Annotated in this window: 11 protein-coding genes; 3 read left to right on the plus strand and 8 right to left on the minus strand. The window is 63.5% G+C overall.

Annotated elements, in window-relative coordinates:
- Window positions 1-242 precede the first annotated feature (242 nt).
- Entirely contained in the window at window positions 243-2,132 is a 1,890-nt protein-coding gene (gene ftsH / locus P5W99_RS09900) for an ATP-dependent zinc metalloprotease FtsH (protein ID WP_421024343.1), read from the minus strand.
- Between the two features lie 228 nt (window positions 2,133-2,360).
- Window positions 2,361-3,023 (minus strand): RlmE family RNA methyltransferase, encoded by a 663-nt coding sequence (locus tag P5W99_RS09905; RefSeq protein ID WP_421025238.1) that lies wholly within the window; start codon window positions 3,021-3,023, stop codon window positions 2,361-2,363.
- Between the two features lie 261 nt (window positions 3,024-3,284).
- Between P5W99_RS09905 and yhbY the strand changes: the two genes are divergently transcribed.
- Window positions 3,285-3,827 carry a ribosome assembly RNA-binding protein YhbY gene (gene yhbY, locus P5W99_RS09910; protein ID WP_421024344.1) on the plus strand — a complete coding sequence of 181 codons (543 nt, stop codon included), beginning with the start codon at window positions 3,285-3,287 and terminating at the stop codon, window positions 3,825-3,827.
- 86 nt (window positions 3,828-3,913) lie between these two features.
- Here yhbY and P5W99_RS09915 read toward each other — a convergent pair whose 3' ends face one another.
- The 6 genes from P5W99_RS09915 to gloB form a co-directional block, all read right to left on the minus strand.
- The gene (locus P5W99_RS09915) at window positions 3,914-4,387 is read right to left on the minus strand and encodes a DUF4149 domain-containing protein (RefSeq protein WP_434662530.1); all 474 of its coding nucleotides are present in this window, start codon (window positions 4,385-4,387) and stop codon (window positions 3,914-3,916) included.
- Between the two features lie 69 nt (window positions 4,388-4,456).
- Complete coding sequence (gene greA, locus P5W99_RS09920) at window positions 4,457-4,933, minus strand: transcription elongation factor GreA (RefSeq protein WP_421024345.1); 477 nt, start codon at window positions 4,931-4,933, stop codon at window positions 4,457-4,459.
- Between the two features lie 220 nt (window positions 4,934-5,153).
- Window positions 5,154-8,408: a carbamoyl-phosphate synthase large subunit gene (carB, locus tag P5W99_RS09925; protein WP_421024346.1), complete on the minus strand. Its 3,255-nt coding sequence runs from the start codon at window positions 8,406-8,408 to the stop codon at window positions 5,154-5,156.
- Between the two features lie 140 nt (window positions 8,409-8,548).
- Window positions 8,549-9,685, minus strand: a complete 1,137-nt coding sequence (gene carA / locus P5W99_RS09930; RefSeq protein WP_434660443.1) for a glutamine-hydrolyzing carbamoyl-phosphate synthase small subunit — start codon at window positions 9,683-9,685, stop codon at window positions 8,549-8,551.
- Window positions 9,686-10,283: 598 nt separating this feature from the next.
- Window positions 10,284-11,927 (minus strand): transglycosylase SLT domain-containing protein, encoded by a 1,644-nt coding sequence (locus tag P5W99_RS09935; protein ID WP_421024348.1) that lies wholly within the window; start codon window positions 11,925-11,927, stop codon window positions 10,284-10,286.
- A 154-nt stretch (window positions 11,928-12,081) separates the two neighbouring features.
- Complete coding sequence (gene gloB, locus P5W99_RS09940) at window positions 12,082-12,927, minus strand: hydroxyacylglutathione hydrolase (protein ID WP_434660445.1); 846 nt, start codon at window positions 12,925-12,927, stop codon at window positions 12,082-12,084.
- A gap of 19 nt (window positions 12,928-12,946) precedes the next feature.
- On the opposite strand from gloB, the gene P5W99_RS09945 reads away from it, so the two are divergent.
- Together P5W99_RS09945 and rnhA are read left to right on the plus strand one after the other, a co-directional pair.
- Entirely contained in the window at window positions 12,947-13,780 is an 834-nt protein-coding gene (locus tag P5W99_RS09945; RefSeq protein WP_421024350.1) for a class I SAM-dependent methyltransferase, read from the plus strand.
- Complete coding sequence (gene rnhA / locus P5W99_RS09950; protein ID WP_129562423.1) at window positions 13,777-14,226, plus strand: ribonuclease HI; 450 nt, start codon at window positions 13,777-13,779, stop codon at window positions 14,224-14,226. The genes P5W99_RS09945 and rnhA overlap by 4 nt, the downstream gene beginning before the upstream one ends.
- The last annotated feature ends 18 nt before the right edge of the window (window positions 14,227-14,244 follow it).

A 14,244-nucleotide genomic window follows, 5' to 3' on the forward strand; every position in this document is an offset into this window, starting at 1 on the left:
GCTCGAAAGTCAGTGTGAAGCGGCCGCAGACAAGCGGTTCAGGCACAGCCGCGTTGGGGAGCGCATCAAGCAGCGCGTTAGGCAGATTACCCTGCGAGGTCAGATTGGGCACGTCAATAAACGTCAGATATGTAACTTAATGTGGCCGCTGAAAGCGGCAACAAACCACCCAGAAATGCAAGACGGGCCGATGTGAGCATCACACCGGCCCGCAACTTCAGTCGACTTGGCGCCGTGTCCGGTCAGGCCGGGGCGGTGGCGTTGCCGGGCTTGACCTCGCTGCCCGTGCTGCCGCCCGACGAAGGCGCATCACCCGGTGACGGGGTGTTCTTCGGCGAGCGCGGCGGACGGCCTGCCATGATGTCGTTGATCTGATCGGCGTCGATCGTTTCCCACTCCATCAACGCGGCGGTCATGGCTTCCACCTTGTCGCGGTTCTCATCGAGCAGGCGCTTCGCGAGGCCGTACTGCTCGTCGAGCACGCGGCGGATTTCCGCGTCGACCTTCTGCTGCGTGGCTTCCGAGATCGCGCGCGTGAAGCCCTTGCCGAACGCGCCGCCGTCGTTGTCGTCGTCGGCGTAGACCATCGGTCCGAGCGCGTCGGTCATGCCGAAGCGCGTGACCATCGCGCGGGCCGTCTGGGTGGCCTTGTTGAAGTCGTCGGAGGCACCTGTGCTGATCAGATTCATGAACAGCTCTTCCGCCACGCGGCCGCCGAACAGGATCGCCAGGCGGTCGAGCAGATAGTCCTTCGAATAGGTCTCGTTGTCGTGCTCCGGCAACTGCCACGTCACACCCAAGGCACGGCCACGCGGAATGATCGTGACCTTGTGCACCGGGTCGGCCTTCGGCAGCAGCTTCGCAATCACCGCGTGACCCGACTCGTGATACGCCGTTGCGCGCTTCGCCTCTTCGCGAATGACCGCCGACTTGCGCTCCGGACCCATGAAGATCTTGTCCTTGGCGTCCTCGAAGTCCTGCATCTCGACGATGCGCTTGCCACGGCGCGCAGCGAACAATGCCGCCTCGTTCACGAGGTTCGCGAGATCGGCGCCCGAGAAGCCCGGCGTGCCGCGCGCGATGACCGCTGCGTCGACGTCGTTGGCGATCGGCACCTTGCGCAGGTGCACCTTCATGATTTGCTCGCGGCCGCGAATGTCGGGCAGGCCGACATAAACCTGGCGGTCGAAGCGGCCCGGACGCAGCAGCGCCTTGTCGAGCACGTCCGAACGGTTGGTTGCCGCGATCACGATAACGCCCGAGTTCGCCTCGAAGCCGTCCATCTCGACCAGCATCTGGTTCAGCGTCTGCTCGCGCTCGTCGTTGCCGCCGCCCATGCCGGCGCCGCGATGGCGGCCGACCGCGTCGATTTCGTCGATGAACACGATACACGGCGCATGCTTCTTGGCCTGTTCGAACATGTCGCGCACGCGGGCCGCGCCCACGCCGACGAACATTTCAACGAAGTCCGAGCCCGAGATGCTGAAGAACGGCACCTTCGCCTCGCCGGCGATGGCGCGCGCGAGCAGCGTCTTACCGGTGCCCGGAGGGCCGACCAGCAGCACGCCACGCGGGATGCGCCCGCCCAGCTTCTGGAATTTTTGCGGATCGCGCAGGAAGTCGACGAGTTCGGACACTTCTTCCTTGGCTTCGTCGCAGCCCGCGACGTCGGAGAAGTTGACCGCGTTGTTGTTCTCGTCGATCAGACGGGCGCGCGATTTACCAAAGGAAAACGCCCCGCCTTTGCCGCCCCCCTGCATCTGTCTCATCATGTAGAACCAGAACACGATGATCAGAATCGTCGGTCCAAGGTAATACAACGCTGAAACAAGCGCATTGGGCTCTTCGTCAGCCTTGCCGCTCACCTGCACGCCGTATTTCATCAGGTCGCCGACCATCCAGATGTCTCCCGGGGAGACGATCTGATACTTCTGGCCGTCGGCCGGAGTGACCGTGAGGTTCCGCCCCTGCACCACGACGCTCTTGACCTTGCCGGCCTTCGCATCGTCCATGAACTGCGAGTACGAAACGCCTTCCTGGACACGGGGCTTGTCGAACTGCTTGAACACCGTAAACAGCACCAGTGCGATTACCAGCCACACCGCTGCCTTCGAAAACATGTTGTTGTTCAAAGCACCACTCCTTCACTCATAGACGGGCGCCTACATTTGCCTTGCGACACCACCAAAGCATTCTAATCCAGTACGCAGGGGCTCGCCATAACGTTTCGCTAAGACGGAAATAGCCTGAGCGCCTTGTCGGGACTGCGTCTCGAAGCCGATTCGAGGCGATCTGCACAGTTCCTGCAACACGCGTTGCGCACGGGAGCCGATCTTTGGCCTACCCTGCCGATCGAAAAATTAGCGGGGTCGCTTCAGATGTTTGCCCAATATAAACGTTTCGGACGATTTATCGCGCGAAGCCTTCGGTTTGCGCGCGGCCACGACCTTGAACTGATGCTTGAACTTCTCGACGATCTGGCTGTAACCACTACCGTGGAAGCATTTTACTAAAAGGGCACCATCAGATTTCAAATGATTCTGCGAAAACTCGAGCGCGAGATCGCAGACGTGTTCGATACGCGCGGCATCGGCTGACGCCACCCCTGACAGATTGGGCGCCATGTCGGAAATTACAAGGTCCACCGGCCGGCCACCCACCACTTCTTCCAATTGTGCGAGCACCGCGTCCTCGCGGAAGTCGCCCTGCAGAAATTGCACGTCGGCGATCGGCTCCATCGGCAGGATGTCGAGCGCAATGATCGTGCCGTCGATCCCGCCCTGGCGCTGGTCGTCGCGCTTCGAACTTTGCACCAGCTTGTTGCGCACATATTGGCTCCAGCTGCCCGGCGCCGCGCCGAGATCCACGATCACCATGCCAGGGCGGATCAGCTTGTCCTGCTCGTCGATTTCCTTGAGCTTGTACGCAGCGCGGGCGCGATAGCCCTCCCGTTGCGCCAGCTTCACGTACGGATCGTTAATATGGTCGTGCAGCCACGACGTGTTGAAGCGGTTTTTTGCCATTAAAGATGAACTCTTGGTGCGTGATGTCGCGCTTTTAGCGGATAATACGCGTTTAATTCGTGCGGTCGTCGCGGCCCGTCTGCTCGCAGGCGCGTGGTTCCCACCGCCTCGCTCGCTGGCATCTGCCCGCGCTACGCCGTTCTCCACGGTTTTTCATTGTTTCGACGCGCTCGCCGCCGGGCGGCCCCTCTGTGGCCTGTCCTGCCGGTGTTTCACGCTGACTGGCGGGCGCCGTCATTTTAGTCGAGTCTGCCACATCCCATGCCCGCCCTCACTCTTACTGCCGAACAGCGCTCCGAACTGCGCTCCGCCGCTCACGCGCTCAAACCGGTCGTGCTCATCGGCGCCGAGGGACTAACCGACGCCGTCCTCAAGGAAATCGAGGTCCATCTGGACGCGCACCAGCTCATTAAGGTGCGCGTGTTCGGCGACGAGCGCGAGGAGCGCATCGCAATCTACGAAGAAATCTGCGACCGCCTGAACTCGGCGCCCATCCAGCACATCGGCAAGCTGCTCGTGATCTACAAGCCCGAGCAAAACAAGCCGAAAACAACCACGGCCCGCGCCGGCGCGCGCGGCACCGTCAAGCGCCCAGCCGGCGACGTGCCGAGTGCGCGCGAAGCGGGCAAGCACGGCGCACCTCGCACTGTGAAGGTCGTCAAGCCGTCGGACAACCCGATGCGCAAACCGAAGTCGCAAAAGGTCGTCGTCAAGGGCAATGAGCGCGTCACCCAGGGCGGCAACGTCAAGCGCGCCAAGAAGCGCCAGACCAGCTCGAAGCGAGCCCATCAAGGCTCGAAGTAAGTGAAGCGCGGCTAATGTGCCGCGCTTTTTTGCCTTCTTACCGGAGCGTGCTGAATAACACGCGAGCGGTGCCCGATTGAACGGTCTCAGCGCCGCGCCTGCGCACCGCGCGCGGACGGCAGCAGCCAGACGAGCCACGCGCCCAGCACACTCTGGACCAGATAGAACGCGCTCGAAACGCCGTGGAGCATGCCAAAGCGGCTCGCCCAGGCCGAATGCGCGATGTCGACACCCGCCTGCATCGCATTCATGCGCATGGCGTTCATGAACGGCTGCAGCGCGTAATAACCGATCAGCACGCACAGCAGCATGCCGATCAGCAGCCAGCGCAGCCGCCGATAGCCGGCCTCGCCCCGACGGATCAGCACGTTCGCAAGCCCGAGCAGCAACACGCCGCTCACGGCGCCCACCATGCCCTCGATGCGAAAAAGCTGCGCGGCCAGCGAGCCCGCCACGGTGCGATCGAGCGAAGTAAACAGCACGGGCGCAACCGCATAGCCGATCGTCACCTGGCTGCCCACCCACAACATGGCGAGCAGCGCGAACACACGGTGCGCCACGAGCGGCGAAGCCGGGCTGTTAGCCGAATTCGTCGATGTATTCACCGAGGTATTCACGTTCCTGTTGCGTCAGATATAGCGGACGTCGATGATTTCGTACTCGCGCACGCCACTGGGGGCCTGCACTTCCGCAACGTCGCCTTCGGACTTGCCGATCAGTGCGCGCGCGATGGGCGAGCTCACGGAGATCAGGCCGTGCTCGAGATCGGCTTCGTCGTCGCCGACGATTTGATAGGTGACCGTTTTGCCCGAGTCGAGGTCTTCGAGGTCGATGGTCGAGCCGAACACCACGCGGCCATCGGCTTCTAGCGACGTCGGGTCGATGATCTGCGCTGCCGCCAGCTTCGATTCGATTTCCGCGATGCGGCCCTCGATAAAGCCCTGCTTTTCCTTCGCGGCGTCGTATTCCGCGTTTTCCGACAGATCGCCTTGCGCGCGCGCTTCGGCAATCGCATTGATGACCGCCGGACGCTCGACGGATTTCAGGCGCTGCAGTTCTTCGCGAAGCTGGTCTGCGCCGCGCCGGGTCAAGGGAATCGTGCTCATAAAACAACTCGTTCAGCCATTTGGGGCCGTATTGATGCCGCACCAACAATCGTTGCGGCCATAAAAAAAATCACCGCGGTCAAGTGCATCCCGCGAGGGCGGCGGCGCGCACTGGCGCAGCCTGAAAAACCCTGTTGGGACGCCGCTTAACCGCGGCACATTCAGCCTTGTATTCAGCCTGTTGTCTGCCGTGTTCAATATTCGACAGACAATCGAAGCCTTAGTTTAGGCGAGCATGGAGGCCTTGTAAATCATAGACTTCCAGGTTCTTCAGGTAACGCAAACCCTCGACCGCAGCGCGTGCGCCCGACATCGTGGTGTAGTACGTGACCTTGTTCGCCTGGGCGCTCATGCGGATCGAACGCGAATCGGCAATCGCCGCTCGGGTCTCGTCGACGGTCGTGAAAACGAGCGAAATTTCGCCGTTCTTGATCATGTCGACCACGTGCGGACGGCCATCCTTCACCTTGTTCACGACCTTCACCGGCACGCCGGCCGCCTCGATCGCGGCAGCCGTGCCGCGCGTCGCGACCAGCGGGTAGCCGAGCTCATGCAGCATGCGCGCGACTTCGACGGCCTTGGGCTTGTCCGCATCCATCACGGTGATGAAAACCGTGCCCGATTCCGGCAGGCGCGAGCCGGCCGCGAGCTGCGACTTGAAAAGCGCCTCGCCGAAGGTCTTGCCCACGCCCATCACTTCGCCGGTCGAACGCATTTCGGGTCCGAGCACCGGATCGACGGTCGGGAACTTCACGAACGGGAACACCGCTTCCTTCACGCTGAAGTACGGCGGCACGACTTCCTTCGTCACGCCCTGCTGAGCGAGCTTCTGGCCGACCATCGCACGCGCCGCGATCTTCGCGAGCGGCAGGCTTGTGGCCTTCGACACGTACGGCACGGTCCGCGAAGCGCGCGGGTTCACTTCCAGCACGTAGATGATGTCCTTCTTCGAACCGTCATCCTGCGGCACTTGCTGGATCGCGAACTGCACGTTCATCAGGCCGACCACGTTGAGCGCCTTGGCCATCGCGGCCGTCTGGCGCTTGAGTTCGTTGACCGTTTCCTGCGACAGCGAGTACGGCGGCAGCGAGCACGCCGAGTCGCCCGAGTGCACGCCCGCCTGCTCGATGTGTTCCATCACGCCGCCAATGAACACGGCGTCGCCATCGGAGATGCAGTCCACGTCGCATTCGATTGCGTCGTTCAGGAAGCGGTCGAGCAGCACCGGCGAGTCGTTCGACACCTTCACGGCCTCGCGCATGTAGCGCTCGAGGTCGCGCGGCTCATGGACGATTTCCATGGCGCGGCCGCCCAGCACGTACGACGGACGCACGACGAGCGGGTAACCGATTTCGTCGGCGAGCTTGAGCGCTTCGTCTTCGGCGCGCGCGGTGCGGTTCGGCGGCTGGCGCAGGTTCAGGTCCTGCAGCAGCTTCTGGAAGCGCTCGCGGTCTTCGGCCGCGTCGATCATGTCCGGCGAGGTGCCGACGATGGGCACGCCGTTCGCTTCGAGATCGAGCGCGAGCTTCAGCGGCGTCTGGCCGCCGTACTGCACGATCACGCCAACGGGCTTCTCCAGGTCCACGACCTCGAGCACGTCTTCGAGGGTGAGCGGCTCGAAGTACAGACGGTCAGATGTGTCGTAGTCGGTCGAAACGGTCTCGGGGTTGCAGTTGACCATGATCGTTTCGTAGCCGTCTTCGCGCATCGCGAGCGCGGCATGCACGCAGCAGTAGTCGAACTCGATACCCTGGCCGATCCGGTTCGGGCCGCCGCCCAGCACCATGATCTTCTTGTTGGTGGTCGGGTTGGCTTCGCACTCTTCCTCATAGGTCGAGTACATGTAGGCGGTCTTGGTGGCGAACTCGGCCGCGCAGGTGTCCACGCGCTTGTAGACCGGACGCACGTTCAGCTCGATACGGCGCTTGCGCACGTCGGCGGCAGTCGCGCCGAGCAGCTTCGCAAGACGGCGATCCGAGAAGCCGCTTTGCTTGAGGAAGCGCAGCTCGTCCTTCGAGAGGCTTGCGAGCGTGCGGCCCTTGACGGCCTCTTCCTTCCTGATGATTTCTTCGATCTGCGCGAGGAACCACGGGTCGATCGCGGTTTCTTCGAAGATCTCTTCACGCGTCATGCCCACGCGGAATGCGTCGCCCACGTACCAGATGCGGTCCGGGCCGGCTTCGCCGATCTCGCGGATGACTTCGTCGCGGCTGGTGGTCTTCTCGTCGAGACCGTCCACGCCCACTTCGAGGCCGCGCAGCGCCTTCTGGAACGACTCCTGGAACGTGCGGCCGATCGCCATCACTTCGCCCACCGACTTCATCTGGGTGGTCAGGCGCGGGTCGGCTTCGCGGAACTTCTCGAACGCGAAACGCGGAATCTTCGTGACGACGTAGTCGATGGTCGGCTCGAACGAGGCCGGCGTCTGGCCGCCCGTGATTTCGTTGCGCAGCTCGTCGAGCGTGTAGCCGACAGCCAGCTTCGCCGCAACCTTGGCGATCGGGAAGCCCGTGGCCTTCGAGGCCAGCGCCGACGAACGCGACACGCGCGGGTTCATTTCGATCACGATCATGCGGCCGTCGCGCGGGTTGATCGAGAACTGCACGTTCGAGCCGCCCGTGTCCACGCCGATCTCGCGCAGCACCGCGAGCGAGGCGTCGCGCAGGATCTGGTATTCCTTGTCGGTGAGCGTTTGCGCCGGCGCGACCGTGATCGAGTCGCCGGTGTGGATGCCCATCGGGTCGAGGTTTTCGATCGAGCAGACGATGATGCAGTTATCCGCCTTGTCGCGGACCACTTCCATCTCGTATTCCTTCCAGCCGAGCAGCGACTCTTCGATCAGCAGCTCGCGCGTGGGCGAAAGGTCGAGACCGCGCTTGCAGATCTCTTCGAACTCTTCGCGGTTGTAGGCGATGCCGCCGCCCGAGCCGCCGAGCGTGAAGGACGGGCGAATCACGATTGGGTAGCCGCTCGTGCCGGTGGACGCGGCGATCTCGGCGTGAACCTTGATTGCCTCTTCCATCGAGTGGGCCACGCCCGACTTCGCCGAGCCAAGGCCGATCTTCGTCATCGCGTCCTTGAACTTCTGGCGGTCTTCGGCCTTGTCGATCGCTTCGGGCGATGCACCGATCAGCTCGACGTTGTACTTCTTGAGCACGCCGTGGTGGTGCAAGTCAAGCGCGCAGTTCAGCGCGGTCTGGCCGCCCATCGTCGGCAGGATCGCGTCGGGGCGCTCCTTCTCGATGATGCGCTCCACCACTTCCCACGTGATCGGCTCGATGTAGGTGACGTCGGCCGTGTTCGGGTCCGTCATGATCGTCGCCGGATTGCTGTTGACGAGAATGACCTTGTAGCCTTCCTCACGCAGCGCCTTGCACGCCTGCGCGCCCGAGTAGTCGAACTCGCAGGCCTGGCCGATGATGATCGGCCCCGCGCCGATGATGAGAATGCTCTTGATGTCTGTCCGCTTGGGCATAACGCTCTCGCTAAATATTCCTGTGTCTTTTACGTCTTGCGGCTTGCTGTTCGCCGCTGGGTACGCGCGTGGGCCGTTTTGACTTCGGCTCGCTGCGCACCCCTGCTCTGCTCATTCCTGCTGGCTCGCTCGATGAGCGCTTACGCCTTCGCCTTGTCCATCAGCGCGGTGAAGCGATCGAACAGATAGCCGATGTCGTGCGGCCCCGGCGATGCTTCAGGGTGGCCCTGGAAGCAGAACGCGGGCTTGTCGGTGAGTTCGAAGCCTTGCAGCGTGCCGTCGAAGAGCGAGACATGCGTGACGCGCGTGTTCGCCGACAGCGAGTCGGCATCCACCGCAAAGCCGTGGTTCTGAGACGTGATGACGACGCGGCCGTCGCCAAGATCCTTCACCGGATGATTCGCACCATGGTGGCCCGTCTTCATCTTGATGGTCTTCGCGCCGAGCGCGAGACCCATGATCTGGTGGCCAAGGCAAATGCCGAAGGTCGGGATGCCGCGCGCGATGAATTCCTGCGTGGCCTCGATCGCGTAGTCGCAGGGCTCCGGATCGCCAGGGCCGTTCGAGAGGAACACGCCGTCCGGGTTGAGCGCGAGCGCGTCGGCCGCGCTGGCCTGCGCCGGCAGCACCGTGACATGGCAGCCGCGCTCGGCCAGCATGCGCAGGATGTTCTGCTTCACGCCGAAGTCGAACGCCACGACCTTGTATTTCGGTGCGGACTGCGTGCGATAGCCTTCGCCCAGACGCCATTCGGTGGTCGTCCACTCATACGGCTTGTCGGTCGAGACGACCTTGGCGAGGTCCATGCCCGCGAGGCCCGGGAACGAGCGCGCGAGTTCGATGGCCTTGGCTTCGTCGTCGGAACCCGCGAGGATCGCGCCGTTCTGCGCGCCCTTTTCACGCAGGATGCGCGTGAGCTTGCGCGTGTCGATGCCGGCGATCGCCACCACACCCTCGTCCTTCAGATAGTCGCCGAGCGTGCGCTCCATGCGGAAGTTCGAGGCAAGCGCAGGCAGGTCGCGAATGATCAGACCGGCGGCATGGACTTTCGTAGCTTCGACGTCTTCGGCGTTGACGCCGACGTTGCCGATATGCGGATACGTAAGGGTGACGATCTGGCGAGCGTAGCTCGGGTCGGTCAGGATTTCCTGATAACCGGTGATGGCCGTGTTGAACACGACTTCACCGATCGTATGACCCGGCGCGCCGATCGAGTAACCACGAAAGACCGTGCCGTCGGCGAGCGCGAGCAGAGCGGGAGAGAATGACGGCAACACGGGAGACTCCTTGGGGGAGCACCCTGTGCCGACCTGTTATCCGACGTTGCGTGTCTTGCGACCCGGGAACGGCTGCGGCGTCGGCGCCCCGATCATGAGGATCAGGACGCGCGCGCGGCTCGCTCCGCAGTCTGCTTACGCGACTTGTCCGTGTTTGACCGTGTGTCGGGCGCCGGGCCGCGAAGGTGCGTTTGTGACGCTCGATCGGGCGGCAGCCAGCCAGTAGAAACGGAAAGCGCGGGCGGCGGATGAACGAATGGGGGAGGTAGGCGCTAGGGTGCGGGTTGATAAGCTCAAACCTTGAAATTATAGCGCGAAAACGCCCTTTCTTTCAAATTTCGGGATGACGCCCATCGGGCGGCGCGCCGCTGCAAGCTGGCACAGCGCCCTTTCCACTATAGGCGTCGAGAAGCACGCGGCAAGGACAGCGCCGCTTATTTGCAACCGGCCGAACCTACGGTCGCCCCCTTTTTGTCCCACAAATGAAAACGCCGTCACCCGGCAGGGTGACGGCGCGAGCACCAAGTGGCAAAAGTGATCGGAGCGAAACACCGTGCACTGCCCCCGCAGTGCACGGCTGAGCATCCTTCGCCAGCCGCTATTTGGATTTTTGCTTCTGCGCGTGGGTCCCGGCCTTCGGGCGGCTTGCCGTACCCTTCGACGCCTTGCTGGGCGCTGCGCTGGAGGCTTTCCCCTTGACCGGCTCGGAAACCTTGACGACCTCGGTGCGCGCGCGACCGTGTTTCTTATCGTAGCGCGACTTGGAACCCGTGTCTGCAACACGGGTCCCGATGCGCTGCACGCCACCGCCGGAAACATTCGTCGCCAGGCGCTCCGGCCCCGGCTCGCTCGGCATCGCCTTGCCGACCGGCACGTGCAGCACCAGCACTTGCCCGGGGCTCACTGCGTCGCGGCGCGTCTTGTTCCAGGCCTTGAGCTGACCGACCGAGACGCCATAGCGTCCCGCCACCGCTTCCATCGACTGCTTGCGACGCACGCGAATCAGCATCTTGCGCGTGTCGGGCACGTCCGGCTCCATGGCCAGCACAGCGCTTTCGGCCACGTCGGCACTGATGTCCTCGTCGTCGCCATCGTCGGTGCGCGGCACCACGAGCGTCGAACCGGCCTTCAGGCGCATGCCCGCCGGAATCTTGTTGACCGACATGAGCGTATCGGCGTCCACGCCGATCTTCTGCGCAATGGCCGCGGGCGTGGCGCGCGAATCGGTCGTGTAGGTGGTCCAGGACGAAAGCTGGCCCGAATACGACTTCAGGTTGCGCTCGAACGCACCGGCGTTATCGAACGGCAAGAGGATCTGCGGATCGCTTGATCCGAGAATGACCGGCTTCTTGAACGACGGATTGAGCGAGCGGAACTCGTCGGGCGTCATGTTTGCAAGCTTGGCCGCGACGTCCACGTCGATGTCGTGCGACGTGGTGACCGTGACGAAATACGGGTGATTGGGAATGGACTGCAGCACAAGCCCGTATTGCTGGGGGTTCATCACGATATTCTTGACTGCCTGCAGCTTGGGCACGTAGTTGCGCGTCTCATTGGGCATGCGCAGGCTTGCGTAGTCGGTCGGCAGGCCAGCCGCCTGGTTGCGCGCGATGGCGCGCTGCACGTTGCCCTCGCCCCAGTTGTAGGCGGCGAGCGCGAGATACCAGTCGCCGAACATGTCGTGCAGGCGCGTGAGGTAGTCGAGCGCCGCACTGGTGGAAGCGAGCACGTCGCGGCGCTCGTCCTGCCACATGTTCTGCTTCAGGTTGTAGGTGCGGCCCGTGCCGGGCACGAACTGCCACATGCCCGCCGCCTTCGCGACGGAAAGCGCCTGCGGGTTATACGCGGATTCGATGAACGGCAGCAGCGCGAGCTCGGTCGGCATGTGCCGGGCCTCGAGCTCCTCGACGATGTGGTAAAGATATTTCTGCGAACGCTCGGTCATGCGCGCGACGTAGTCGGGGCGCTGCGCATACCACTGCGCGTTCATGTCGACCAGGTCGCTCTGCAGGTCGGGCATCTGGAAGCCGCGGCGAATACGTGCCCACAGGTCGGCGTCGGGACTCGTGAGCTGGTCGACCGAACCCTTGTCGACATTGATCGTTTCTTTCGCTGCGGAGGTCTTGCGGATGGCGTCGGCACGCGCCTGGGGATCGGCTGGGGAAAGCGAATTCGCAGTCGGTCCCCCGCTCGCACAGGCTGCGAGCATGAGAACCAACAGCGCGCTTAGGATAAATCGCATGAACGTCTACTTGCTAATGGCGGGAATTTGCAGCCGATAGTACGGAACGCACACGTTTCCGTCAATCGGAATAATTGGAGAAATCCCAAGTAAATCCGCAGCTTGCACGATGTTCCATACTTTTGGGATGAGGATGCCCTCGCGCGCGGTCAGGTCAGCGGAACCGGTTCTTCCATTCCCGCATCAGCGTAAAGGCCGCCAGCCGGTCCGGCACCGCCTCGTGCAGCGACTCGGCAAGCGTCGCCTGCACGGCCGGATCGCCAGCGCGCAAGAATGGATTCACGGCACGCTCGTGTGCGATCGTGGTCGGCAAGGTCGGCTCGCCGCGCTCGCGCAGCGCCGCCGCTGCGCGGCTCCAGTCGCGCAAATCGGTGTTGTCCGGATCGCAGGCGAGCGCGAAACGGATATTCGAGAGCGTGTACTCGTGTGCGCAATGCACTTCCGTGCTGCCCGGCAGCGCCGCAAACGAATCGAGCGAAGCGAGCATCTGCGCGGGCGAGCCCTCGAAGAGGCGCCCGCAGCCACAGGCGAACAGCGTGTCTCCGCAAAACAGATGCGGCTTGCCCGACCGATCCGAAGCCTGGAAATAAGCGATATGGCCGCGCGTATGCCCCGGCACGTCCATCACCTTGAAGTCGAGCGCCGGCGCGCCCAGATGCACCGCGTTGCCGCCCTTCACGCGCGTGACGAACCTGTCGAGCGGGCCGAGCGCCTCGCCCGCCGGGCCGTACACGGGCACGCGCTCATCCGAAAGCAGGTCGGCCACCCCGCCGACGTGGTCGTTGTGGTGATGGGTGAGTAAAATAGCGGCAAGCTGCCAGCCTCGCTTCGCCAGATACGCGCGAACCGGCGCGGCGTCGCCCGGATCGACGACAACGGCATGACGGCCGTCCGACACGGCCCAGATGTAATTATCTTCAAAAGCCGGAACCGGTACGTATTCGAAGTTGGCGGCAAGCGTGGCGGCTGGCACGGATGCGTGCTCAAGCGGACTATTCATGGGGCGGCGAACTTTTCACATGTCTGACCGAACAATTATAGACTGGCCCGCCTGGACCGAATCGCCCGCAGGCCAGTACGTGCTGGGCTGGGAGCAAGAGCAGCTCGACCGCGTGGTGTCGAACATCTTCGGCTACCATGCGCTGCAGCTCGGCCTGCCGCAGCTCGACGCCCTGCGCGAGAACCGCATGTCGTGCCGGGGCCTCGTGCTCGATGCAGCCAGCGCCGCGAGCGCGCCATATATCGTGCCGGGCACGGAGCCGCGGCCCGCCCTGGCGACGTCCGGCGCACTCCATGCGCCGGACGGGCGCAGCACGGTCTGGTGCGACCATCTCGATCTGCCGTTCGAGGCTCAGAGCGTCGATCTCATCGTAATGCCGCACACGCTCGAATTCACGAGCAACCCGCACCGCCTGCTGCGCGAAGCCGAGCGCGTGCTGATGCCCGAAGGGCAGTTGCTGATCGTCGGCTTCAATTCGCTCTCGCTGTGGGGTGCGCGCCAGTCGGCGGCGAAGCTCACGGGGCATCCGTTCCTGCCCGCGCGCGAAGACCTGATCGCCTTCACGCGTCTGAAAGACTGGATCAAGCTGCTCGGCTTCGAGCTTGAACGCGGACGCTTCGGCTGCTATCGTCCGCCGCTCGCCACCGAGAAATGGCTCGGGCGCTACACCTTCATGGAGGCCGCCGGCGACCGCTGGTGGCCGATCTTCGGCGCCATCTACATGGTTTCGGCCATCAAGCGTGTGCGCGGCATGCGCCTCGTCGGCAAGGTGAAGGTCAAGAAGCCGGCGCTGGCTGCAAGCCTGGCGCCCGCGGCCACCACTCCCTCCCCTACTCGCAACAAGGACTCATGAGCTCACCCGACTTCGTCGAAATCTTCACGGACGGCGCCTGCAAGGGCAACCCCGGTCCCGGCGGCTGGGGCGCGCTGCTGCGCTTCGGCGCGCAGGAAAAAGAACTGTTCGGCGGCGAGCCCGGCACGACCAACAACCGGATGGAGCTAATGGCGGTGATCGCCGCGCTCGACGCCCTCAAGCGTCCGTGCAAGGTGATCGTGCACACCGACTCGCAGTATGTGCAAAAAGGCATCAGCGAGTGGATCCACGGCTGGAAGAAGAAGAACTGGATGACGGCTGCGAAAACACCCGTCAAGAACGACGACCTGTGGAAGCGCCTCGACGCGCTCGTCGCGCAACATGAGGTGGAGTGGCGTTGGGTCAAGGGCCACGCAGGGCATCCGGAAAACGAGCGCGCCGATGCGCTCGCGAACCGCGGCGTCGCTACGCTCGCAGAACTCTGAGCGGCCCACGCGCCACGT

The sequence above is a fragment of the Paraburkholderia sp. A3BS-1L genome, from assembly GCF_051125215.1.
Taxonomy (GTDB): domain Bacteria; phylum Pseudomonadota; class Gammaproteobacteria; order Burkholderiales; family Burkholderiaceae; genus Paraburkholderia.

Coding starts and splice junctions, on each gene's coding strand:
- yhbY (WP_421024344.1), top strand. CDS start 3,285: ATGCCCGCCCTCACTCTTACTGCCGAACAGCGCTCCGAACTGCGCTCC.
- P5W99_RS09935 (WP_421024348.1), bottom strand. CDS start 11,927: ATGCGATTTATCCTAAGCGCGCTGTTGGTTCTCATGCTCGCAGCCTGT.
- carB (WP_421024346.1), bottom strand. CDS start 8,408: ATGCCCAAGCGGACAGACATCAAGAGCATTCTCATCATCGGCGCGGGG.
- greA (WP_421024345.1), bottom strand. CDS start 4,933: ATGAGCACGATTCCCTTGACCCGGCGCGGCGCAGACCAGCTTCGCGAA.
- P5W99_RS09905 (WP_421025238.1), bottom strand. CDS start 3,023: ATGGCAAAAAACCGCTTCAACACGTCGTGGCTGCACGACCATATTAAC.
- rnhA (WP_129562423.1), top strand. CDS start 13,777: ATGAGCTCACCCGACTTCGTCGAAATCTTCACGGACGGCGCCTGCAAG.
- P5W99_RS09945 (WP_421024350.1), top strand. CDS start 12,947: ATGTCTGACCGAACAATTATAGACTGGCCCGCCTGGACCGAATCGCCC.
- gloB (WP_434660445.1), bottom strand. CDS start 12,927: ATGAATAGTCCGCTTGAGCACGCATCCGTGCCAGCCGCCACGCTTGCC.